General features: G+C 65.2%; 23 protein-coding genes. 12 read left to right on the top strand and 11 right to left on the bottom strand.

Annotation, left to right across the window (positions count from 1 at the left end):
- Nucleotides 1–63: 63 nt before the first annotated feature.
- From D6B98_RS13550 to D6B98_RS13575, 6 genes are all read right to left on the bottom strand, one after another.
- Nucleotides 64–618 (bottom strand): CAP domain-containing protein, encoded by a 555-nt coding sequence (locus tag D6B98_RS13550; RefSeq protein ID WP_126257505.1) that lies wholly within the window; start codon nt 616–618, stop codon nt 64–66.
- A 93-nt stretch (nt 619–711) separates the two neighbouring features.
- On the bottom strand, nt 712–1806 hold the full coding sequence (locus D6B98_RS13555) for a serine/threonine protein kinase (RefSeq protein ID WP_164718581.1): 1095 nt from the start codon (nt 1804–1806) through the stop codon (nt 712–714).
- A gap of 7 nt (nt 1807–1813) precedes the next feature.
- Nucleotides 1814–3241 carry a methylenetetrahydrofolate--tRNA-(uracil(54)-C(5))-methyltransferase (FADH(2)-oxidizing) TrmFO gene (gene trmFO, locus D6B98_RS13560; protein WP_126257507.1) on the bottom strand — a complete coding sequence of 476 codons (1428 nt, stop codon included), beginning with the start codon at nt 3239–3241 and terminating at the stop codon, nt 1814–1816.
- Nucleotides 3242–3367: 126 nt separating this feature from the next.
- A complete protein-coding gene (locus tag D6B98_RS13565; RefSeq protein ID WP_007590701.1) occupies nt 3368–3520 on the bottom strand; it encodes a DUF1127 domain-containing protein in 153 nt (50 codons plus the stop codon).
- A 478-nt stretch (nt 3521–3998) separates the two neighbouring features.
- Nucleotides 3999–4823, bottom strand: coding sequence for a lytic murein transglycosylase (locus D6B98_RS13570; RefSeq protein WP_126257508.1), 825 nt, complete (start codon nt 4821–4823; stop codon nt 3999–4001).
- A gap of 145 nt (nt 4824–4968) precedes the next feature.
- The gene (locus D6B98_RS13575) at nt 4969–5877 is read right to left on the bottom strand and encodes a DUF2189 domain-containing protein (protein WP_126257509.1); all 909 of its coding nucleotides are present in this window, start codon (nt 5875–5877) and stop codon (nt 4969–4971) included.
- A 335-nt stretch (nt 5878–6212) separates the two neighbouring features.
- Here D6B98_RS13575 and D6B98_RS13580 point away from each other — a divergent pair, with 335 nt between their 5' ends.
- Nucleotides 6213–6599 (top strand): DUF3597 domain-containing protein, encoded by a 387-nt coding sequence (locus D6B98_RS13580; RefSeq protein WP_164718582.1) that lies wholly within the window; start codon nt 6213–6215, stop codon nt 6597–6599.
- A 51-nt stretch (nt 6600–6650) separates the two neighbouring features.
- On the opposite strand, the gene D6B98_RS13585 is transcribed toward D6B98_RS13580, so the two are convergent.
- Complete coding sequence (locus D6B98_RS13585) at nt 6651–6926, bottom strand: GNAT family N-acetyltransferase (protein ID WP_126257511.1); 276 nt, start codon at nt 6924–6926, stop codon at nt 6651–6653.
- Nucleotides 6927–7029: 103 nt separating this feature from the next.
- Between D6B98_RS13585 and D6B98_RS13590 the strand changes: the two genes are divergently transcribed.
- Together D6B98_RS13590 and D6B98_RS13595 are read left to right on the top strand one after the other, a co-directional pair.
- A complete protein-coding gene (locus tag D6B98_RS13590) occupies nt 7030–7671 on the top strand; it encodes a tetratricopeptide repeat protein (RefSeq protein ID WP_245481358.1) in 642 nt (213 codons plus the stop codon).
- Nucleotides 7672–7844: 173 nt separating this feature from the next.
- Complete coding sequence (locus D6B98_RS13595; protein WP_126257512.1) at nt 7845–8240, top strand: SPW repeat domain-containing protein; 396 nt, start codon at nt 7845–7847, stop codon at nt 8238–8240.
- A gap of 48 nt (nt 8241–8288) precedes the next feature.
- Here the strand turns inward: D6B98_RS13595 and D6B98_RS13600 are convergent, their stop codons facing one another.
- Both D6B98_RS13600 and D6B98_RS13605 read right to left on the bottom strand, forming a co-directional pair.
- Nucleotides 8289–8564 (bottom strand): GNAT family N-acetyltransferase, encoded by a 276-nt coding sequence (locus tag D6B98_RS13600; protein ID WP_126257513.1) that lies wholly within the window; start codon nt 8562–8564, stop codon nt 8289–8291.
- A 96-nt stretch (nt 8565–8660) separates the two neighbouring features.
- Complete coding sequence (locus tag D6B98_RS13605; RefSeq protein WP_126257514.1) at nt 8661–9020, bottom strand: hypothetical protein; 360 nt, start codon at nt 9018–9020, stop codon at nt 8661–8663.
- 94 nt (nt 9021–9114) lie between these two features.
- Here D6B98_RS13605 and D6B98_RS13610 point away from each other — a divergent pair, with 94 nt between their 5' ends.
- The 7 genes from D6B98_RS13610 (at nt 9115) to D6B98_RS13655 (ending at nt 15982) form a co-directional block, all read left to right on the top strand.
- Nucleotides 9115–9609: a hypothetical protein gene (locus D6B98_RS13610; RefSeq protein ID WP_126257515.1), complete on the top strand. Its 495-nt coding sequence runs from the start codon at nt 9115–9117 to the stop codon at nt 9607–9609.
- Nucleotides 9610–9714: 105 nt separating this feature from the next.
- Nucleotides 9715–11322, top strand: a complete 1608-nt coding sequence (locus tag D6B98_RS13615) for an acyl-CoA synthetase (RefSeq protein WP_126257516.1) — start codon at nt 9715–9717, stop codon at nt 11320–11322.
- Nucleotides 11323–11331: 9 nt separating this feature from the next.
- Nucleotides 11332–12192 (top strand): PCC domain-containing protein, encoded by an 861-nt coding sequence (locus D6B98_RS13620; RefSeq protein WP_126257517.1) that lies wholly within the window; start codon nt 11332–11334, stop codon nt 12190–12192.
- A 109-nt stretch (nt 12193–12301) separates the two neighbouring features.
- Nucleotides 12302–13054: an AAA family ATPase gene (locus D6B98_RS13625; RefSeq protein WP_126257518.1), complete on the top strand. Its 753-nt coding sequence runs from the start codon at nt 12302–12304 to the stop codon at nt 13052–13054.
- 142 nt (nt 13055–13196) lie between these two features.
- Nucleotides 13197–13484, top strand: a complete 288-nt coding sequence (locus D6B98_RS13635) for a HigA family addiction module antitoxin (RefSeq protein WP_028136268.1) — start codon at nt 13197–13199, stop codon at nt 13482–13484.
- A gap of 936 nt (nt 13485–14420) precedes the next feature.
- Nucleotides 14421–14999 (top strand): SRPBCC family protein, encoded by a 579-nt coding sequence (locus tag D6B98_RS13650; protein WP_126257520.1) that lies wholly within the window; start codon nt 14421–14423, stop codon nt 14997–14999.
- A 17-nt stretch (nt 15000–15016) separates the two neighbouring features.
- Nucleotides 15017–15982, top strand: coding sequence for a YVTN family beta-propeller repeat protein (locus tag D6B98_RS13655; protein WP_126257803.1), 966 nt, complete (start codon nt 15017–15019; stop codon nt 15980–15982).
- Between the two features lie 49 nt (nt 15983–16031).
- Here D6B98_RS13655 and D6B98_RS13660 read toward each other — a convergent pair whose 3' ends face one another.
- Nucleotides 16032–16706: an HAD family hydrolase gene (locus tag D6B98_RS13660; RefSeq protein WP_126257521.1), complete on the bottom strand. Its 675-nt coding sequence runs from the start codon at nt 16704–16706 to the stop codon at nt 16032–16034.
- Nucleotides 16707–16770: 64 nt separating this feature from the next.
- Between D6B98_RS13660 and D6B98_RS13665 the strand changes: the two genes are divergently transcribed.
- Nucleotides 16771–17322 (top strand): RNA 2'-phosphotransferase, encoded by a 552-nt coding sequence (locus D6B98_RS13665; RefSeq protein WP_126257522.1) that lies wholly within the window; start codon nt 16771–16773, stop codon nt 17320–17322.
- A 4-nt stretch (nt 17323–17326) separates the two neighbouring features.
- Complete coding sequence (locus tag D6B98_RS41930) at nt 17327–17722, top strand: barstar family protein (protein WP_126257523.1); 396 nt, start codon at nt 17327–17329, stop codon at nt 17720–17722.
- 1 nt (nt 17723) lies between these two features.
- On the opposite strand, the gene uvrA is transcribed toward D6B98_RS41930, so the two are convergent.
- Entirely contained in the window at nt 17724–20702 is a 2979-nt protein-coding gene (uvrA, locus tag D6B98_RS13675; RefSeq protein ID WP_126257524.1) for an excinuclease ABC subunit UvrA, read from the bottom strand.
- Nucleotides 20703–20880: the final 178 nt, after the last annotated feature.

A 20880-nucleotide genomic window follows, 5' to 3' on the forward strand; every position in this document is an offset into this window, starting at 1 on the left:
TCTTGCGATCTCGTGCCTGAATTAGGCGCGTTGCCGAGCCTGAGCAAGATAGCCCGGCTCGCCTCAGATGCAGAGGCTGAGCAGCTTGATATGACAGCTGCTGGATTTCGGCTTGCTCGCGGGCGCAGCCTCGCGCTTCACGGCAACGACGGGCTCCTTGTCCTTCTTCTTGCCCTTGCCCTTGGGCTCGTAGTCGCCCGCGATCACCATGGCCCAGTAGGTGCGCTTGCCGCTGGCGTTCTTGGCGCTGGCGATGCCGACGCGGGAGGCGTTGTGCAGCAACAGGTTCTTGCGGTGGCCGGACGAGTCGATCCACTGTCCCAGGGTCTTATCGAAATTGTCGTAGCCGTAGGCGATGTTCTCGGCGGCGCGGCCCGCGCCGGCCGGCGCGACGCGGCGGTTGAACGGTCCGAGGGCGTCATGGCTGAGATTGTCCTTGGCGGCCATCGCGCGGGCCTGGTCCATGGCGATGCGGTCGAGGACGGCATCGCGGACGACACGGACTTCTCCGTGCTTGAGGCGGAAGTTCGAGATCAGCTCGGCGGGCGAGTCCGCCATTGCCGGCGCGGCTATGAGCAGCAGGAAGCCCGCGATCAGGCCGCCAACGACACGACGCATCATCGTCCCCCAATGCCCATGATCCCGCACGCCCGAAATGATCCGACCGCTTCTCTATCGTCAATGTGGACGCTTCAAGGCGCGGGGCACCCGTCAGCCTGTTGGCAGATCCGCCTCGAAGTTGAAGCGGTCGCGCAGGTTTTTTCGCTGTTCCAGGATGTCCTTGAGAAAGGCGCGGTCCTGGTCGTTCTTCATCATCGGCTCGATCAGATCGAGCTGGTTCATGGCAACCAGTTGCAGGATCTCGGTGCGGGGCTTGCCGCTGGTGTCGCGCGGCAGCGCGTGCACGACCTGGATGTGTTCCGGCGGCTTCGGCCCCTTTGCGGCCGTCAGCTCGTTGCGCAACTGGCCTTCGAGCGTGGCCTGGTCCGCCTCGACGAAGGCATAGAGCCCGACACCGGAGCGGCGGTCGGCGAAGGCGACGATGGCGGTATCGCGCACGGCCGGATTTTTGCGGATCAACGCGGTCAGCACCGGCGCATCATTGACCAGCCGGCGGCCGCCGCCTTCGCGGTCGGTGAAGTTGAACAGGCCGCGCGTGATGGCGCGGTAGACCTTCTTGCCGGTGGCGAGCCACAGGCTCGCGGCAAAGGACTTCTTGGCGAGGATCTTTCGCTCGCGCGGTGTCAGCGCTTCCGGTGCATAGGAGCGCTTGTGCTTGAGCAGATGCCGAAGATCCTCGTAAGCGAGAATGCGGTAGAGCCGGCCGCGGTGCGCGAAGCAGGCCGCGAGCTGGAAGTCGGTCACATAGGCGCGTCCGTCGCGACCGACCAGCCAGTTCTGCTCCTTGGCGAGATCGTTGTGGCAGATCCCGGCACGGCGCAGCCGGCGCAGCGCCGCCTTGGCCGAACGGAAATAGGCGAGGTCGCCATGGGGCTTTGCCAGATGCAGTGCGGCGCCGTCGACGAAGCCGCGCACCAGGGCGCGCTGTCCGGCCCAGAGCAGCTCGGGGCCGACATCGAGGCCCTTGGCGCGCGCCAGAGCATGCTTCTCGCGGGCGAACAGATGCCGCGCCAGCAGGAACGACCACCACGGCACTTCGTCGAGCCGGCGCAGCACGGCGTCGACCTCGCCGTTCTCGCCGCGGAAGCGGCCGCGCTCGACGGTCGAGAACACGTCGCGCTTGAGCAGCACGCCCTCGGTCCAGCGCGCCGAAAGCGCTGCGGCGTCGTCTTTGGGGAGGCTCATCGAAAGCTCACGCGGCGGCGGCCATGCGCAGGTGATCGGCGATCCAGCGATCGAGATCGGCGAGCGCCCGTGCGCTCAGCGCCTGCTTCTTGGCCACCGTCTTCTCGTTGCCGCGCAGCCGCGTGCCGTCGGGCTTCTTGGTCGGCACGGTCGCGAGCGGCGGGAACAGGCCGAAATTGATGTTCATCGGTTGGAACGAGCGCGTGCCCGGCTCGATGGTTTCGATATGGCCGCCGGTGATGTGGCCGAGCAGCGCGCCGAGCGCGGTCGTGCCGGGCGGGCCAACAAGCGCCTCGCCGCGCGCCTCTGCAGCCGCATAGAGACCGGCGATCAGGCCGACGCTGGCCGATTCCACATAGCCCTCGCAGCCCGTCATCTGGCCGGCAAAGCGCAGCCGCGGCTGCGCGCGCAGGCGCAACTGATTGTCGAGCAGTTTTGGCGAGTTCAGGAAGGTGTTGCGATGCAGGCCGCCGAGGCGGGCGAATTCGGCGTTCTCCAGCCCCGGAATGGTGCGGAAGATGCGCTGCTGCTCGCCGTATTTCAGCTTCGTCTGGAAGCCGACGATGTTGTAGAGCGTGCCGAGCTTGTTGTCCTGGCGCAGCTGCACGATCGCGTAGGCCTTGGTGGCAGGATCATGCGGGTTGGTGAGGCCGACCGGCTTCATCGGGCCGTGGCGCAGCGTCTCGGGGCCGCGCTCCGCCATCACCTCGATCGGCAGGCAGCCGTCGAAATAGGGCGTGTTGGTCTCCCACTCCTTGAACTCGGTTTTCTCGCCCGCGATCAGCGCGGCGACGAAGCCGTCATACTGCTCCTTGGTCATCGGGCAGTTGATGTAGTCGGCGCCGTTGCCGCCGGGACCGACCTTGTCGTAGCGCGACTGGAACCAGGCCACCGACATGTCGATGGACTCGCGGTGCACGATCGGTGCGATCGCGTCGAAGAAGGCGAGCGCGTTCTCGTCGGTCAGCGCGCGGATGGCCTCGGCCAGGGGAGCGGAGGTGAGCGGACCGGTGGCAACGATGACGTTGCTCCAGTCGGCCGGCGGCAGGCCTGCAACCTCGCCGCGGGCGATCTCGATCAGGGGATGGTCGTTGAGAGCCTTTGTGACCGCAGCCGAGAAGCCGTCGCGGTCGACCGCCAGCGCGCCGCCGGCGGGCACCTGGTTGGCATCGGCCGCGCGCATGATCAGCGAGCCGAGGCGGCGCATCTCCGCATGCAGCAGGCCGACGGCGTTGTTGGCGGCATCGTCCGAGCGGAACGAATTGGAGCAGACGAGCTCGGCGAGCCCGTCGGTGCGGTGCGCCTCGGTCATGCGGGTCGGCCGCATCTCGTGCAGCACCACGGGCACGCCGGCTTTCGCCACCTGCCAGGCGGCTTCAGAGCCGGCAAGGCCGGCGCCGATCACGTGCACGGGGTTGGATAGGGGTCCTGTCATGGGGCGGACAGGTAGCGCTTTTCGGTGGCCAGTGGAATCGCCGAGATCGAGTTTTCTGCCTCCGGAAACGACAACGCCCGCACGAGGCGGGCGCTATCGGTTCGTCCGGTTGAGGGCTGAACGATTTCAGCCCTGATACTGACCGGCGGCAACGCGCGGGATGTCCGAGCGATCGAGGCCGATATCGGCCAGTTCGCGATCGCTGAGCTGGGACAGCTCGGCAACATTGCGCTGATAGTCCCGGAAGGCCTGGATCATGCGGATGAGCGAGAGCAGCATAGGTAGTCTCCTGTAGTTCGATTCAGCCCTTGCCCGGGCCTCATCGTTGAAATGAATATAGATCAGGGTGGTGCAGTGCGAAAGTTCCGATGTTGCGATGCAGCTAAGCGATGGGCGCATAGCGAAGGTAACGGACGATTAACCGGAGGGCGCTCCTGCACAGAGCTTGCGCGCAAATGTCGAAAGACGGGGCGAAAGCTCCGTGGAATCACGGAGTTAAGTGCATCCCATTGATCTGGATCATTGTGGAAATAAGTTGCTCGCAAGGGCTCGGTTGGCCAATCGAGTAGCGTCCTGACCCAAGTCTCGGCTGCGTGATTCGCATAGGTAAAGTGAACCAATATTCAGTTCATAGTTTGATTCGGGAGCAGGCCCGACTCACGTCGGCGAGGCGAGCGCAGGGATTGGCAAGGAAAGGGTGGGGAGAGGGCAGTCGGATGATTCGGCGGAACGCCCGGCCCGATAAATCCGATAAGGGTTAGGGAGCGCGAGCGAGCTGGGCGGCGAAGTAGGCGATGGTCTTGGAATAGACCTCGCTCTTGTTCCACTGCTTGAGCACCTCGAAGTTCGGACTGCCCGGCTGCCAGTCCTTGCCCTTCTGCCAGCCATAGCCGGCGAGATAATTGGCGGTGGAGGCGAGCACGTCGGGCGCGTTGTGCAGGAGGTCGCGCTTGCCGTTGCCGTCGAAATCGACGGCGTATTTCATCCAGGACGAGGGCATGAACTGGGTCTGGCCGAGCTCACCGGCCCAGGCGCCCTTCATCTCGGCTGGTGCCAGATCGCCGCGCTGGACGATGCGCAGCGCATCCATCAGCTCGGCGCGAAACAGCTCGGACCGCCGGCAATCATAGGCCAGCGTCGCGAGCGAGCGGATCGTGGCGAACTTGCCGGTGTTGACGCCGTAATCGGTCTCCAGGCCCCAGATCGCGACCAGGACTTCGCCGGGAACGCCATAGGCCTGCTCGATGCGCGACAGCACGGAGCCGTATTGCTTCATCTTGTCAGAGCCGCGCTGCAGGCGCGGCGGCACCATGCGTCCGGAAAACTCCTCGAAGGTCTGGCTGAAGACCTTTTGCGAGCGGTCGCGGTTGAGCACGCTCGGATCCAGCGTCACGCCGGCAAGGCCCGTGGCAATGGCCTGTTGTGAGATGCCCTTGGCCGCGGCGTCGGTTTTGAGCTCCGCAAGCCAGGCATCGAAATTACCCGAGCCGCAAGCAACCGCGGCGAACGCTGGCTGGGCGGACAGGATTGACGCGGAGATGGCGAAGGCTGCGAGAGCGAGACGAGAAATCGTCGAGGTCATTCGAGTAAATGAATTCCGTGAAGCGATCTGACCGGTGGCGCAATCTCGGTCGGAACCGCGGCCAAAGCAAGGCGTGCGGCAGGGTGCGATCCTGCCCGAGCCGAATTCAAGCTCAAGATCGGCAGGATCGCATGTCACGATATCGTCAGGCGTCTGTCCTGTTCCGCCAGGGGAAGAGGTTGGCCGGGAAGTCGGCAGCCGGCTTGCGCGGACGCTGTGGTGGGGGCGGCAGCGGACGTGCGCCGGGCTCCGAGACGATCACCTTGCGGTAGAGATGCCAGGTGGCATGGCCGAGCAGGGGGATCACCACGGCAAGGCCGAGGAAGGCGGGAATGGTGCCGAGCGCGAGCAGCACCGCCACGATCAGGCCCCAGGCCGCCATCGGCACCGGGTTCCTCGCGACAACGCGCAGCGAGGTGCTCATCGCCTCGAGCGCGCCGGCATGGCGGTCCAGCATCAGCGGGAACGACACGGCGCTGAGGCAGAGCGCGGCGAGCGCGAACAGGAAGCCGGTGCCGCAACCGACCACGATCAGCCACCAGCCCTGCTGCGTCGTCAGCACACGCGTCATGAAGTCCGAGATGCCGGTGACGCCCTCATAGCCGAACGCCGCGACGTAGATCGCTTGCGCGGTTGCAACCCAGGTCACGAACAGAGCAAGCAGCAGCGCGCCGAGGCCGAGCATCGCGCCGAACGAGGGCGAGCGCAGCACCTCCATGGCGTCCCAGGCGGTCGCTTCTTCATAGCGTTCGCGCCGGCTGGAGAGCTCGTAGAGACCGAGCGCCGCGAAGGGGCCGATCAGCGCGAAGCCGGCGGCAAGCGGAAACAACAATGGCAGCACTGAATAGCCCATCACCACGCGGGCGAGCACGAGGCCGAGCACCGGATAGATCACGCAGAGGATGATGGCGTGGCTCGGAACGGCCTTGAAATCCTCCCAGCCGCGCCGGAGCGCATCGTGCAGATCGGACAGTTGGATGGTTCGGATCACCGGTCCGGCCGCATCTGCGGTCCCGCCCATCGTGGGGACATTGCCCGGGTAGAGTGTGGCCATGGTCGCTAGCTCCCTTGCCGAGCGGCCGAATTCGGCGCCTGCAAACGGCGCGAGCGGCCGCCATTCTTGAGTTTCGCGAGTCCGACCAGACGCGAATTCCGGAAGGCATCGCGAGCTGAATGCAAAGCGTACGCCTATTTCCGAGTCCTGTCCCTCACGCTTGGGTGAGATTCGATGCCGCAGCGCAACTTCGGGCGACGTCATTCTGTCGTCATTTCGCCGCAGATAAGCTGATGCTGCGTGTCGGTTCGCAGAACTTAGCGGGCGCTACGCAGCGACTTGGTCTATAAGTGCCACTCAAGGCCCTTCCAACGGATCCTTTTCGGGGAGCAGATATGAGCATTTTCGGGAAAATCATGAGCGCGATCTTCGGTAGCCAGCCGGCTTCCGCCGCACCCGCCGGCGGCGCGGCGTCGCCCGCCGGCGCGGCGCCGGGAGCGCCGGCTGCCGCGCCGATGGCCGCGGTCGACGTGGCGGCGATCGTCGACAAGGCGGCGGCCGCGCACAAGGGCGAGAAGCTCGAATGGCGCACCTCGATCGTCGACTTGATGAAGGCGCTCGACATCGATTCCAGCCTCGCGGCGCGCAAGGACCTCGCCAAGGAGCTCGGCTATAGCGGGGACATGAACGACTCCGCCAGCATGAACGTCTGGCTGCACAAGCAGGTGATGTCCAAGCTCGCCGCCAATGGCGGCAAGCTGCCGCCCGAGATCAAGCACTGACCGAGCGCCGGTCGTGCCGGAAGGGCCCGCCATCGCGCGGGCCCTTTTGCTTCAGGCGACCAGATCCGCATCCTCCGGATGCCGGTCGAGATAGTCGACGACGAAGCCGCAGCCGGCGATCACCTTCCTGCCGTCGCGGCGGATCAGATCCAGCGCGCCCTTGACCAGCTCGGAACCGATGCCGCGGCCGCGCAGCGCGCGCGGCGTCTCGGTATGGGTGATGATGACCGCCGTCGGGGTCAGCCGGTAATTGGCGAAGGCGATGTCGTTGCCGACATCGAGCTCGAAGCGGCTCCTGTCCTTGTTGTCCCGTACCGATGCCGCCATGCAAGATCCTTCCAACGTGCTGTCTCTCCCTGATCTAGGCGCCTGAACCGGTGCTTGCCAAGGTGCGACCAAGGAAGGTTGCCGCAGGGGAGATATCCGCAAAATGCGTGTCCCGTTCAGTCTCGTGGCGTTGCTCGCCGCGCTGATCTCGACGGCGCCGGCTGCGGCCGAAGGCGGTCCCGCCTGGGATGCATGCGTCGCGCTGACGAGCACGCCGGACCAGCGGGTCAAGGCCTGCTCTACCGTCATCGACACCAAGAGCGAGAGCGGCAAGCGGCTCGCCGGCGCCTATTGCAACCGCGGCCATGGTCTGACCGAGCAGCGCGAGCTCGACGCCGCGCTGTCCGATCTCGACGAGGCGGTCAGGCTCGATCCCGGCTATGCCTGCGCCTACAACAATCGCGGCCGGGTCTATTCGTTCAAGCGCGACTACGATCGCGCCATTGCCGATTACGACCAGGCCATCAAGCTCGATCCGTCGGCGGCGCTGGCCTACAGCAATCGCGGCGAGTCGCGGTTCAACAAGGGCGATCTCGACGCCGCCTTCGCCGACTTCGACGCTGCGATCAAGCGTGACCCCAACTATGCCATGGCCTACGGCAATCGGGCCCTGGTGTACTACCGCAAGCGCGACATGGCGCACGCCATCGCCGACTACACGATGCGGATCAGGCTTGCGCCCGATCTGCTGGTAGTCGCTGAGGAGGCTCGGGGCGCTATAGCGCAGTGCGGCATGAGTTCATGACCCGCGGACACCCGCGGCCAGCGAAATAATCCTCGATCCCGGTCTTGCGCAGCCGCCGGCGGTTCCCACGTCCTATGCAGGACATACGTCCGAATGCGGCCGGCAGGGTCGCGAGACATTCGGAAGTCGTGATCGCCAGCCGCCGACGTGTGCCTCTGTCATAGGAGGGAACGATGTCGGACTTCGGCTTCTTGAAGACTCATCGAACGTGGGAAGACTGGTGCGGGATGCTGCTCGGCGCGATGATCGTGGCGTCGCCGTGGTTTCCCGTCCAGGATGCGGCGATTAGCGGACAGCAGACGGTGATCCTGACTACGGTCGCCATCGGTCTGGTCGTCTTTGGCATCAGCCAGCTCGAATATGTCGCCTTGCAGCGCTGGCAGGAGGTGACGACGATCCTGATCGGATTGTGGCTCATCGCTTCGCCCTACGTCTTGGGCTATTCCGCTGACGGCTTTCTCCGCTTCTATCACACGGGCCTCGGCGCCGTGCTCGTGCTGCTCGGCGTGCTGCAGCTGTGGCAGGACTGGGACCTGAATGACCAGGACATGCTCAAGCACGGACAATAGGCCGTAGATATCGGCAGGCCCGCCGGCTGCAGGCGGCGGGCCCGTCTCCTATCTCGCCACGAGATCCTGATAGTCGGAGTGCTTCTCGATCCACGCTTTCACGAACGGGCATTGCGGGATCAGCTTCAATCCGGCCGCGCGGACCTGATCGAGCGCGCCTTGCACCAGCGTCGAGCCGACGCCCTTGCCGCCGAGCTCCTTCGGCACGTCGGTGTGCTCGAACGTGATGACGTCGCCGTCGAGCTTGTAATGTTCGGCCGCGATACGGCCTTCGACCTCGAGCTCGAAGCGGTGATCGGCCCTGTTGTCGATAACGTCGCTCATGTCGCCTCCGCTGTCGTCGATCTTCCAGCCATTGGCCCGCGCACGACGTCGTAACGCGTGATCAGGCCGGTGGGTTTCCGCTCTGAAGCCGTTCGTTCAATCGGCGGCTTTGGCGAGCCTGGAATCTTCGGGCTGCTGCTGCGGCCGCAGGCATCCCTGGCAGATCACCAGGGAGCGGTTGACCCGGGCATCCTGCTCGGCCTCGCTGCCGTCCTGCTGCTTCCACCATTCCTTCGAAGGCGGCTGAAGCCCGGCTTGCGACCTGCTGCGCCCGGAGCTGGCCACGGCGCGTGTCGGTTGCGAGGCTGCCTCCGGCCGATTGGGATCCTCACCGGCGCCATCCCAGGCATATCGGGCAGGCTTGAACGCGGGATCGTGCGCCAGGTGCGCTTGAGGACCCACGGCACATCCGGCCAGCGCCAGCGACAACAGGAGGAAAGCGGGCGCTTTGACCATGATACGGCACTCTGTACGCGAGAACTGAGCGAGGGTGCGCCGATCATGTTTAAAATTCCCTGAACGATTGCGGCTATGCCGGCGACCAACGCGCATGCGCCACCTGATGCTTCTGCTCGCCCTGATCGCCTCCGCCGCGCGTGCCGAGGATGCAAGGCCGTTCAATCCGTCCGACTATCCCCCCGGCGTGCAGCAGGCGCTGCGCTACGCCAATGAGGAATGCACCAGCCAGGACGGCGGCGAGGTGAGCTTCGCGCCCGATACGGTGCGCCGGATCGACCTCACCGGCGACGGCCGCGACGACTACATCGTCGATTTCAGCGACACCAAATGCGGTGACCGCGAGACCACTTATTGCGGAACCGGCGGCTGCGTCATGAACATCCTGGTGACGCTGCCGGACGGCAGCGTGCGCAAGGTGTTCGACGGCCATGTCCGCAGTTACAAGATCATGCCGCCGCGGAAGGCGCGTGGGGCCGCGCGCATCCGCTTCGATCTGCATGGCAGCTTTTGCGGCGGCTTCGGCCCGCAGGCCTGCGTCAAGCAGAAGGCCATCACGGCGAGCCCGTTCACGTTCAAGCAGCCGTAGGGCAGGTGTGCGGCCGGCGGCCTTGCAGGGGCGCGGGCGATGGCGATAAATGGGCCGCAATGAGCGGGGGGCCCGAGCGCCGTCCGCCCTCGAAGAGGAAGCCCGATGCAGCCCCTGCGCATGTCCCGCCGCGTCATGAATCTCGCTTACATGCTGACGCAGAATGCGCGGCGGCACGGTGCGCGTCCCGGCTTCGTCTGGGGTGACAGATCCTGGACCTGGCGGCAGATCGATGCGCAGGTCTCGGCGCTGGCGGCTGCGCTCGCTGCGCGCGGCATTACCAAGGGCGACCGCATCCTGGTGCATTCCAAGAATGGCGACGAGATGTTCCTCTCGATGTTCGCTGCATTCCGGCTCGGCGCGGTCTGGGTGCCCACCAATTTCCGTCTGATGCCGGACGAGGTCACCTATCTCGCGGAAGCTTCCGGCGCCAAGGCCTTTCTGTGCCATGTCGATTTTCCCGAGCACGCCGCGGCCGTGAAGGGCGGCGCGCTGGAGTTCACCTGGAGCGTCGACGGCAAGGGCGCGTTCGGCGAGACCTCGGTTGCCGAGGCCATCGCCTCGCGAGCCGGAGCGGCGGTCGAGAACGTTGCCGTCGAGCACGACGATCCCTGCTGGTTCTTCTTCACCTCGGGCACCACCGGGCGCTCCAAGGCGGCGGTGCTGACCCATGGCCAGATGGGTTTTGTCGTCACCAACCATCTCGCCGATCTGACACCCGGCGTGACCGAGAACGACGCATCGCTGGTGGTGGCGCCGCTGTCGCATGGCGCCGGCGTGCATCAGCTGGTGCAGACCGCGCGCGGCGTCTGCACGGTTCTGTTGCCGACCGAGAAGTTCGACATCAACGAGGCGTTCCGCCTGATCGAGAAGCATCGGGTCGCCAATCTCTTCACCGTGCCGACGATCCTCAAGATGATGGTCGAGCATCCCGCCGTCGACAAATACGATCATTCCTCGCTGCGTCACGTGATCTATGCGGGCGCGCCGATGTATCGGGAGGACCAGAAGACTGCGCTGAAGAAGCTCGGCAAGGTCATCGTGCAGTATTTCGGCCTCGGCGAGGTCACCGGCAACATCACCGTGCTGCCGGCGGCGCTGCACGACGCCGAGGATAGTCCGCACGCCAGGATCGGCACCTGCGGCTTCGAGCGCACGGCCATGCAGGTCTCGATCCAGGACGACGAGGGCCGTGAGCTCGCGGCCAACCAGAGCGGCGAGATCTGCGTGATCGGGCCTGCGGTGCTCGCCGGCTATTACGACAATCCCGAGGCCAATGCGAAGGCGTTCCGCAACGGCTGGTTTCGCACCGGCGATCTCGGCCACATGGACGAGGAGGGCTTCGTCTACATCACGGGCCGCGCCTCCGACATGTACATCTCCGGCGGCTCCAACATCTATCCACGCGAGATCGAGGAGAAGATTTTGACGCATCCCGCGGTCGGCGAGGTCGCCGTGCTCGGCGTGCCCGATGCGACCTGGGGCGAGGTCGGCGTTGCCGTCTGCGTGGCCCGCGAGGGTGAGAAGCCGGTGAGCGAGGCCGAGATGGCGGCGTTCCTCGGCCCGAAGGTGCCGCGCTACAAGATGCCGAAGCGCTTCTTCTTCTGGGACGCGCTGCCGAAGTCGGGCTATGGCAAGGTGCCGAAGCGCATGGTGCGCGACGAGCTCGAGGCACGAGGCCTGCTCGATCTCGACAAGACGAAGGCAGGCTGAGCGCAGGCGATGCGGAATATCAAGCAGCCGGGCGCGCCAATCGCAGAGCGCATCCAATGGGTGGAAGCGAAGGGGCGCGCCTTCTCGTTCACGCTTCAAGCTGGTCTGCCGCTGCTGGAAGCCGCGCGGCGCGGCTTTGCGGCCGAAGGCTTTACGAGCGGCGTGCTCAACTTCCGGCGCGGCGCGCTCGGGCCGTTCGCCTATGTGATGCCGGCGCTGTCGAAGACCGGCGAGCACGCCGCGTTCTACAGCGAGACCTATCGGCCCGGCGGCATGACGCGCACGACGCTCGGCAGCATGACGCTGGGTACGCGCGACGGCGCGCCGTTCTTTCACTGCCATGGGCTGTGGACGGAGGCGGACGGCAAGGCCGGCGGTGGCCACATGCTGCCGGACGAGACTGTCGTCGCCGAACCGTTCGAGGTCGAGGCCTTTGGTATCGACGGCGCGATGTTCACTGCGGAGCAAGATCCCGAGACTCACTTCAAGCTGTTCGGGCCAGTAGTGGCTGAGCGCAGCGGTGCACGCACGACGCGCCGCGCGTTTGCGCTGCGGTTGCGGCCGAACCAGGATTTTGCCGCCTGTCTCGAACAGTTCTGCCGTGCGCGCGGCATCGCGCGCGCGAAGATCCATGGCGGCGTCGGCTCGACCATCGGCGCGCGCTTCACCCATGGCGGGGTAACCGAGCCGTTTGCGACCGAACTGGCGGTGACGGCCGGGCTGATCGCGCCCGGGCGCTCCGGCGCGCTCGAAGCTGCGCTCGATGTCGCGCTGGTCGACTATACCGGCGGGCTGGCGGAGGGGCGCCTCGTCCGCGGCGACAATCCGGTGCTGATGACCATGGAGCTGGTGCTGGAGGCGCTGGATTAGATCGCCGCCTGGACTTGTCATTGGCTGCTGAAGCCACTTCTTCTGAATGTCTGTTCCTGATATGTTCTACGGATAGCGAGTTACTCGGACAGGGCAGGGAGTGGTGAATATGCGAGGGCGACAGCGCGACGTCAGGCTGCCTGCTCCTTATCTCCGGCGCGTCTGGCTCGACCGCGCGCTGGTTCCGGACTGGGAGGCATATCCGTATTGTCTGCCGATCTTCCGCGAGGAATTCGACCTGAGCTTCGACACTGCGATCACCATCGTCGTGGGCGAGAACGGCACCGGCAAGTCGACCATCCTGGAGGGTATTGCATCGCTCGCAGGTTTTGACGACGCTGGCGGCGGCAAGGGTTACCGCCCGGTCGATCATTCCAATGCGCGCGAGATCATGGGCGGCGAGTTGTCGGCCGCGCTTCGCGCCGGCTGGGTGCCGAAGATCACCAACGGCTGGTTCTTCCGCGCTGAGACCTTCTTCTCGGTTGCAAGATATCTCGACGAGGTTTCCGACAGGCCGCCGGATTTCTTGTCCTATTCGCATGGTGAGGGTTTCCTGCGCTTCTTCGAGGAGCGATGCCAGAAGCAGGGCATTTTCATTTTCGACGAGCCGGAATCGGCGCTGTCGCCGGCGCGCCAGATGGAGTTTCTCAAGCTGCTGCATCGCATGGATTCCTCCCGCAACTGCCAGGTTATCATGGCGACCCATGCGCCGATGCTGATGGCCTATCCGAACGCGCGGTTGTTGCGGTTGACCAAGTACGGCCTCGAGCCCGTGACGGTGGAGGAGACCGATCATTACCGGGTAATGCGCGAATTCTGCAACGATCCGCGCGGGTTCGTTGAGGCGGCGCTGGGGGAATGAATGTGCCATCCATTGTTGTTCAGGGCGATCGCAGGGGACAATGGGCCATGACTGTCAACGAGCGTTGGCGCATTTGTTTCGAATTCAGCAAGGGCGATGCCTACGAGGTAGAAATCGTCGATTATCACAAGGGCTGACATTCATGGCTCCACTCGTTCATCCCGGACGGCTGCTCAAGCGCGAATTGGTGGCGCGAGGGCTGAGCGCCAACAGGCTTTCACTCGACATCGGCGTTCCTTCGGGGCGGATCACCGATATTCTGAATGGACGCAGAGGTATCTCGGCTGACACCGCGGTGCGACTTGGTCGGTATTTCGGCAACAGTCCTCAATTCTGGTTGGACTTGCAGGGGCAGTACGACATCGGTGTCGTCGAGCGGGAGAAGGGCGCGGAGATCGCTCGGCGGGTTAGGCCCGCCGACGCGGCTTGATCGGCTCGCCACGTTGGTGTCCCGGACAAGCTGGAACGCCTGAGCGTTGCGGCGCAGAGCCGGGACCCAGCGGCCGAGCAACGCGCTGCTGCATGTGCCCCGGCTCTGCAGCGCATCGCACCGGACGACGCTTCGCATCGCCGGGAGGGCGCTGCGCTGCGTCCGGGGCACGAGAGCGAATTCATATTTCCGCTCGAAACTTAATCGCAGGCGCGGCGTCCCGTTCTCGCGGCGTATTCCGCCCGAGCTTTGAGTCCGTTGCCGCCCTCAAGAGTGCCGAGGGCGCAGGGAAGGCCGGGTGCCGGCTGGCACCCGCGGTCCACTGTGCGAAAGCGTGTGCTTTAAAAAAGCTGCACAGCGGCATACAGGTGAAGCCAAAACATCCGGCCTTCCCTGCGCAGTGGTTTGACGGCTTATGTCGTGCTCTCCTCGGGGAGCGTTGCACTATTGCCCCCGTCGCCTTGCGGATGGCTGATGCGCTTGCCCGGTCGGGCCGCGGCATCACCGCAAGACTTGGCGCACAGACCCCGGGCGCCGGGACCACACGATTTTGCCGTACGCACGCTGCACCGGTCGTGTCCGCGCAGGTAGTTGCTCACGGTGTGACCCGCCCTGCAACCACCGCCGCGGCAACGCAGCCTGCGTCCACCACGTCCCATCCCGCATGTCGTGACGATCGCGATACGCCCCTCGGCCGGGTGGGATGGCTTTCTATACGATAATCCGAAGTTCTGATAAAGAGAAATGTTTTGCCGCGCCGCCGTTGACCTTCCTGTGGGTGTTTCGCCCATCGGGCGGCGCAACAGGTTGTGGGACGTGCCGGGCGTCGGCCGCAACGGCGCCACGAACCGGTCTCCCCTCGGCCCCAAAATGCGCTAGGATGATCGCAGCGCGCCCGAAGTCGCGCACGATCAACTGGACGTATGAGGAAACGAGATGAGGGTGACGATTGGACGGCGCACGGCCGTGGCGGCGGTGCTGACTGCCGCAGGGGCGGCGGTTTTGACGGCAGCTTTTGCGCCGGCTTTTTCACCAGCCTGGGCGCACGGGCCGACCCGGCAGAAAGTGCGCGAATCCATCGAGATCAATGCGCCGCAGGACAAGGTCTGGGCGGCGATCCGCAACTTTCAGGACATGAGCTGGCTGCCGCCTGTTACCAAGACCACGGGCGAGAAGGGCAACGAGGTCGGCGCGACGCGGCAGCTGACGCTGACGGGCGGAGCGACCGTCGACGAGGAGCTCTACAAATACGAGCCCGACATGATGAGCTATTCGTACCGGATCACCAAGGTCGACGTGAAGGTGCTGCCGGTGACCAATTATTCCTCGACCTTGACGGTGTCACCGGCTCCCGACGGCAAGTCGAAGCTGGAATGGGCCGGTGCGTTCTACCGCGGCTTTCCCAACAACGATCCGCCGCCGGAGCTAAGCGACGAGGCGGCCAAGACCGCGGTGAGCGGGCTCTACAAGGCCGGTCTCGAGGCGCTGAAGAAGAAGATCGAGAGCGGTAGCTGATCGTGCGGGCACAGGCCTTGCGGGCGCTGCTCCTGGCGGCGCTCGCCGCCGGCCTTTGTTGTGCTGCTCTTGGCCCGGGCTTCGGCAGCGCGTCTGCCGAAGAAGCCTTCGTCACCAACCAGCTCAGCGACGATCTGATGATCGTGGATCTCACGACTGCGCGCGCGGTGGCAACCATTCCCATCGGCGGCAAGCCGGCCGGTGTGGCCGTCAGCGCGGACGGGCGCTTTGCCTATGTCACGAGTCCCGATGCCAAGGCGGTGACGGTGGTGGACGCGGCGACGCGGCAGGTGGCGGGCCGCGTTGAGATCGGCGGCGGCCCGCTCGGCATCGCCGTGGCGCCCGACGGCAAGACCGTCTATGTCGCCGACTGGTACGCCGCGGCGGTGCGGGTGATCGATGCGGCCTCGCGCAGCGTCACGGCCAGCATCGCGGTCGGCGCCTCGCCGTCGGGGCTGGCGGTGACGCCGGACGGCAAGCTGCTGCTCTCGGCTGATCGCGACGACGACAGCGTCTCGGTCGTCGACACCGCGACGCGCCAGCGCAAGACGACCATCAAGGTCGGCACCCGTCCGTTCGGGGTCACCATCGATACCGAGGGCAAGCGCGCCTACACCGCCAATGTCGGCTCCGACGACGTCTCTGTGATCGACATCGCGGAAGGGCGCGAGATCGGCCGCGTGCCGGTCGGCATGCGCCCCTACGCCGTGGCGCTGACGCAAGGCCGCGGCTTCGTGACCGACCAATATGGCGGCACCGTCAGCGTGTTCGATGTTGCGACGTTGAAGCCGATCAAGCGCATCAATGTCGGCGAGTATCCCGAGGGCATCAACGCGACCGCCGACGGCCAGCGCGTCATCGTCGCCTGCTGGGAGAGCAACACGCTTCATATCATCGACGCGGCCGAGCTGAAGGTGATCGGCGAGATCAAGACCGGCGACGGCCCAAGGGCGTTCGGGTTGTTTCTGCGCAGGACGGAGTAGGGCGGTCGTAGCCCGCATGAGCGGAGCGACATGCGGGACAGGGCCATCCTCATCCACTGACGTTCCCGGATGTCGCTTCGCTCATCCGGGCTACGGCACCGGGGCAGAGCGTCCATGCAATCTCATCCATCCGCTCGAACACATGGTCCGGGCCGAGCGCCCGCAGCGCCGCCGGGGCCGCATAGCCCCAGCACACCGCGCCGCAGGCAATGCCCACCGCGCGCGCCGCCTCGATGTCGCGCACCTCGTCGCCGATCGCGATCACCTGGGCTGGCTGCACGCCGGCGCGGCGAATGACCCTGCGGAATTTGGCGGCTTTGCCGAACAGCGATGCCGAGCAGTCGAAATGCGCGAACAACGATGCGGCATCTCCGAGCTTCTCTCGCGCATTGGCCTCGCTGTCCGAGGTAACCAGCGCCAGCTGCACGCCGTTCTCGGCCAGCGTCCGCAGCATCGCCTCGACACCCGCGAACAACGGAATCTCGCTGGCCGCCTCCGCCTTCAGCCGCCGCGCATGCCGCGCGATCGCCGGCAGCTTCCACAAGGGGACTTCGAGCCGGGCAAGAATCTCCCGCGTCGAGGCATGCCGCAGCCCCTCGACGTCCTCATCGGCGACACGGCGAAAGCCGAAGCGATCGGCGACATCGTTGATGGTGCGCAGGAACCAGGGGAAGCTGTCGGCGAGCGTGCCGTCGAGGTCGAAGATGGCGAGGGCGTAGGGCATGCGTTCCTGAAGGTCTGGTCGCAATTCGTGGCTGGATGTACAAGAGCGAAACAGGAATGCAAAGATGGCGGTCGATCAGATACACCTCAGCAGATTTCTGAGCTTTGTGCTGCGGCATAAGCCCGATGAGATCGGCCTGACGCTCGGCCCGGAGGGCTGGGCCAACATCGACGAGCTGGTCGAAAAGGCCAACGCGTCCGGGACCAAGTTTGCGCGCGCCGATCTGCTCGGCGTTGTCGCAAGCAGCGACAAGAAGAGGTTCTCGCTCTCCGCCGACGGACTCAGCATTCGCGCCGCGCAAGGCCACTCCGTCCCAGTGGAGCTTGGCCTCCCGCCGCGCGAGCCTCCCTCAATTCTCTATCACGGGACGGCGACACGGTTTGTCGAAGCGATCCTGTCCGAGGGCCTGAAGCCGCAGGCGCGCCAACACGTTCATCTGTCGTCCGACGAAGCCACGGCCGAGCGCGTCGGTCAGCGCCACGGCTTGCCACACATTTTCAGGGTCAATGCGGGCGGCATGCATATTGGAGGATACAAGTTCTACCGTGCGGACAACGGCGTGTGGCTGACGGGCCGCGTACCGCCGGAATTTTTGGCATCGATCTCGCCCGGATGAGACAATGAAAGAACACTCGCCCTTCATTTTTGGGTACGAGGATGCATCAAATCACTTGATCATTCGCGTCGAAATCCCGGCAGGCATCGCCAGTAAAGCAGGGCTGCTTGCCTCGATTGCGGCAAAGTTGAAGTTCCCAAATTACTTTGGGGACAATTGGGAGGCCCTTGAAGCGTGTCTCGGTGACCTATCCTGGTTGCCAAGCGGTCAAGTCATTCTGGAACATGCCGACCACCCCTGGCGGATGATGCCGCAAATGCGAAGATCTATGTCGCGATCCTCGCCGACGCTGCCAAGAAGATGTCGAGTTCGGAGGAGCATCCGCTGTCGGTCGTTTTTCCAATCAAATGGCGCGACCAAGTTTCGTGGCTGCTTCGATTATAGGGCCTATAGCTCGTAGCTCACTCCGCCGCCTCGCTCGCCGCGCGTCTCCGTTTCGGCTTCCGCGCCTTCTCCAACACGGGGGCCAAAAACTTCCCCGTATAGCTCCGCGGCGCTTTCGCGATATCCTCCGGCGGGCCCCAGGCGACGATCTCGCCGCCGCCGTCGCCGCCTTCGGGGCCGAGGTCGATGACCCAGTCGGCGGTCTTGATGACTTCGAGATTGTGCTCGATGACGACGACGGTGTTGCCCTGCGCGACCAGCTCGTGCAGCACCTCCAGCAGCTTCTTGACGTCGTGGAAGTGCAGGCCGGTGGTGGGCTCGTCCAGGATGTAGAGCGTGCGGCCGGTGGCGCGCTTGGACAGCTCCTTGGCGAGCTTGACGCGTTGCGCTTCGCCACCCGACAGCGTTGTCGCCTGTTGCCCCACGTGGATGTAGTCGAGCCCGACGCGGTGCAGGGTCTGGAAGGTTTCGCGGACGCGCGGCACCGCCTTGAAGAACTCGGCGGCTTCCTCGACCGTCATGTCGAGCACGTCGGCGATGGACTTGCCCTTGAACAGCACCTCCAGCGTCTCGCGGTTGTAGCGCTTGCCCTTGCAGACGTCGCAGGTGACGTAGACGTCGGGCAGGAAGTGCATCTCGATCTTGATCACGCCGTCGCCCTGGCAGGCCTCGCAGCGGCCGCCCTTGACGTTGAACGAGAAGCGGCCGGGCTCGTAGCCGCGCGCCTTGGACTCGGGCAGGCCGGCGAACCATTCGCGGATCGGGGTGAAGGCGCCGGTATAGGTCGCCGGGTTTGAGCGCGGGGTGCGGCCGATCGGCGACTGGTCGATGTCGATGATCTTGTCGATGTGCTCGAGGCCCTCGATGCGGTCGTGCGGGGCGGCGCCTTCGCTGGCATTGTTCAGCTTGCGGGCGATGGCGCGGTAAAGCGTGTCGATCAGCAGCGTCGACTTGCCGCCGCCGGAGACGCCGGTGACGCAGGTGAACAGGCCGAGCGGAATTTCCGCCGTGACGTTCTTGAGGTTATTGCCGCGCGCGTTGACCACCTTGATGGTGCGGCGATGGTTCGGCGGACGCCGCTCCGGCACCTCGACCTCGAGCTCGCCGGTCAGGTACTTGCCGGTGAGCGATTTCGGGTTGCGCATGATCTCGGCGGGCGTGCCTTCGGCGACGATGTGGCCGCCATGCATGCCGGCGCCGGGGCCGATGTCGAGCACGTAGTCGGCAAGCCGGATGGCGTCCTCGTCATGCTCGACCACGACCACGGTGTTGCCGAGGTCGCGCAGCCGCTTCAACGTGTCGAGCAGGCGGGCGTTGTCGCGCTGGTGCAGGCCGATCGAGGGCTCGTCCAGCACGTAGAGCACCCCGGTCAGGCCCGAGCCGATCTGCGAGGCGAGGCGGATGCGCTGACTCTCGCCGCCGGACAGCGTGCCGGAGGAGCGTGACAAGGTGAGGTAGTTGAGGCCGACGTCGAGCAGGAAGGTGAGGCGTTCGCGGATCTCTTTCAGAATGCGGCCGGCGATCTCGTTCTGCTGCGCGTTGAGCGCGGCGGGCACGGTCTCGAACCATTCGCCGGCCTTCCTGACCGACAGCTCCGAGATCTCGCCGATATGCTTTCCGCCGACCTTGACGCAGAGCGCCTCGGGCTTGAGGCGGAAGCCCTTGCAGGCCTCGCAGGGCACGTCGTGAAAATATTTCGCCAGCTCCTCGCGGGCCCACTCGCTCTCGGTCTCGCGGTAGCGGCGGTTGATGTTGGTGATGACGCCCTCGAACGGCTTCTTGGTGTCGTAGGAGCGCACCCCGTCCTCGTAGGAGAACTTGATCTCGTCCTCGCCGGAGCCGTGCAGGATGGCGTCTTTCGTCTTCTTGGGCAGGTCCTTCCACCTGGTGGTCAGGGTGAACTTGTAGTGCTTGCCGAGCGCGGTCAGCGTCTGCACGTAATAGGGCGAGGACGATTTGGCCCAGGGCGCGATCGCGCCCTTGCCGATGGCGAGCTCCTTGTCGGGGATGACGAGATCCTCGTCGACATGCTGCTCGACGCCGAGGCCGCCGCAGGCAGGACAGGCGCCATAGGGGTTGTTGAAGGAAAACAGTCTGGGCTCGACCTCGGGAATGGTGAAGCCGGAGACCGGGCAGGCGAACTTTTCCGAGAACAGCATGCGCTCGGGTCCGCTCTTGTCGTGGATCTTGGCGGTCTTCTTCTTCTCTTCGGTGGGAGCTGCCGCTGGCGCGTCGGCGAACTCAACGACGGCGAGGCCTTCGGCGAGCTTCAGCGCGGTCTCGAAGCTCTCGGCGAGGCGTTGGCCGATGTCGGCGCGCACCACGATGCGGTCGACGACCACGTCGATGTCGTGCGGGAATTTCTTGTCCAGGGTCGGCGCTTCCGCCAGTTCATGGAAGGTGCCGTCGACCTTGACGCGCTGAAAGCCCTTCTTGAGCCATTCGGCGAGCTCCTTGCGGTACTCGCCCTTGCGGCCGCGCACGACGGGCGCGAGAAGATAGAGCCGCGTGCCCTCGGGCAGCGCCAGCACGCGGTCGACCATCTGCGAGACGGTCTGGCTTTCGATCGGCAGGCCCGTGGCCGGCGAGTAGGGCACGCCGACGCGCGCCCAGAGCAGGCGCATATAGTCGTAGATCTCGGTGACGGTGCCGACGGTCGAGCGCGGGTTCTTCGAGGTGGTCTTCTGCTCGATCGAGATCGCCGGCGACAGGCCGTCGATCTGGTCGACGTCGGGCTTCTGCATCATCTCCAGGAACTGGCGCGCATAGGCCGACAGCGATTCGACGTAGCGGCGCTGGCCCTCGGCGTAGATGGTGTCGAAAGCGAGCGAGGATTTGCCGGAGCCGGACAGGCCGGTAAACACCACCAGCTTGTCGCGGGGAATCTCGACGTCGATGTTCTTGAGGTTGTGCTCGCGCGCGCCGCGGATCGTAATTGCGCGCAGGCTCGAGCCCGCGTTCTGTTGTTGGCGCTTCGCCTTGATCACTTCATCCATCCGAGTTGCCCTCAAGCAATCCCATGGGTGCGCGACCGCGCCAGCAAGAGAGCCGCGCTTCGTCCGGAACCGGATCGGCGCCGATGGGGTTGGCAGCGAACGTAGGAAGAACGGAGGCGGATTTCCAGAGGGAGTTGCGAATCGTCAACGGAATGTTGGGGTGCTGGCGGCATCTGGC

This window comes from Bradyrhizobium sp. LVM 105, from assembly GCF_003957705.1.
Classification (GTDB): domain Bacteria; phylum Pseudomonadota; class Alphaproteobacteria; order Rhizobiales; family Xanthobacteraceae; genus Bradyrhizobium; species Bradyrhizobium frederickii.

What these genes read in the sequence shown, in the direction of transcription:
- D6B98_RS13550 (WP_126257505.1), bottom strand. Translation starts at nt 618, where the DNA reads ATGCGTCGTGTCGTTGGCGGCCTGATCGCGGGCTTCCTGCTGCTCATA.
- D6B98_RS13555 (WP_164718581.1), bottom strand. Translation starts at nt 1,806, where the DNA reads ATGAGCCTCCCCAAAGACGACGCCGCAGCGCTTTCGGCGCGCTGGACC.
- trmFO (WP_126257507.1), bottom strand. Translation starts at nt 3,241, where the DNA reads ATGACAGGACCCCTATCCAACCCCGTGCACGTGATCGGCGCCGGCCTT.
- D6B98_RS13565 (WP_007590701.1), bottom strand. Translation starts at nt 3,520, where the DNA reads ATGCTGCTCTCGCTCATCCGCATGATCCAGGCCTTCCGGGACTATCAG.
- D6B98_RS13570 (WP_126257508.1), bottom strand. Translation starts at nt 4,823, where the DNA reads ATGACCTCGACGATTTCTCGTCTCGCTCTCGCAGCCTTCGCCATCTCC.
- D6B98_RS13575 (WP_126257509.1), bottom strand. Translation starts at nt 5,877, where the DNA reads ATGGCCACACTCTACCCGGGCAATGTCCCCACGATGGGCGGGACCGCA.
- D6B98_RS13580 (WP_164718582.1), top strand. Translation starts at nt 6,213, where the DNA reads ATGAGCATTTTCGGGAAAATCATGAGCGCGATCTTCGGTAGCCAGCCG.
- D6B98_RS13585 (WP_126257511.1), bottom strand. Translation starts at nt 6,926, where the DNA reads ATGGCGGCATCGGTACGGGACAACAAGGACAGGAGCCGCTTCGAGCTC.
- D6B98_RS13590 (WP_245481358.1), top strand. Translation starts at nt 7,030, where the DNA reads ATGCGTGTCCCGTTCAGTCTCGTGGCGTTGCTCGCCGCGCTGATCTCG.
- D6B98_RS13595 (WP_126257512.1), top strand. Translation starts at nt 7,845, where the DNA reads ATGTCGGACTTCGGCTTCTTGAAGACTCATCGAACGTGGGAAGACTGG.
- D6B98_RS13600 (WP_126257513.1), bottom strand. Translation starts at nt 8,564, where the DNA reads ATGAGCGACGTTATCGACAACAGGGCCGATCACCGCTTCGAGCTCGAG.
- D6B98_RS13605 (WP_126257514.1), bottom strand. Translation starts at nt 9,020, where the DNA reads ATGGTCAAAGCGCCCGCTTTCCTCCTGTTGTCGCTGGCGCTGGCCGGA.
- D6B98_RS13610 (WP_126257515.1), top strand. Translation starts at nt 9,115, where the DNA reads ATGCGCCACCTGATGCTTCTGCTCGCCCTGATCGCCTCCGCCGCGCGT.
- D6B98_RS13615 (WP_126257516.1), top strand. Translation starts at nt 9,715, where the DNA reads ATGCAGCCCCTGCGCATGTCCCGCCGCGTCATGAATCTCGCTTACATG.
- D6B98_RS13620 (WP_126257517.1), top strand. Translation starts at nt 11,332, where the DNA reads ATGCGGAATATCAAGCAGCCGGGCGCGCCAATCGCAGAGCGCATCCAA.
- D6B98_RS13625 (WP_126257518.1), top strand. Translation starts at nt 12,302, where the DNA reads ATGCGAGGGCGACAGCGCGACGTCAGGCTGCCTGCTCCTTATCTCCGG.
- D6B98_RS13635 (WP_028136268.1), top strand. Translation starts at nt 13,197, where the DNA reads ATGGCTCCACTCGTTCATCCCGGACGGCTGCTCAAGCGCGAATTGGTG.
- D6B98_RS13650 (WP_126257520.1), top strand. Translation starts at nt 14,421, where the DNA reads ATGAGGGTGACGATTGGACGGCGCACGGCCGTGGCGGCGGTGCTGACT.
- D6B98_RS13660 (WP_126257521.1), bottom strand. Translation starts at nt 16,706, where the DNA reads ATGCCCTACGCCCTCGCCATCTTCGACCTCGACGGCACGCTCGCCGAC.
- D6B98_RS13665 (WP_126257522.1), top strand. Translation starts at nt 16,771, where the DNA reads ATGGCGGTCGATCAGATACACCTCAGCAGATTTCTGAGCTTTGTGCTG.
- D6B98_RS41930 (WP_126257523.1), top strand. Translation starts at nt 17,327, where the DNA reads ATGAAAGAACACTCGCCCTTCATTTTTGGGTACGAGGATGCATCAAAT.
- uvrA (WP_126257524.1), bottom strand. Translation starts at nt 20,702, where the DNA reads ATGGATGAAGTGATCAAGGCGAAGCGCCAACAACAGAACGCGGGCTCG.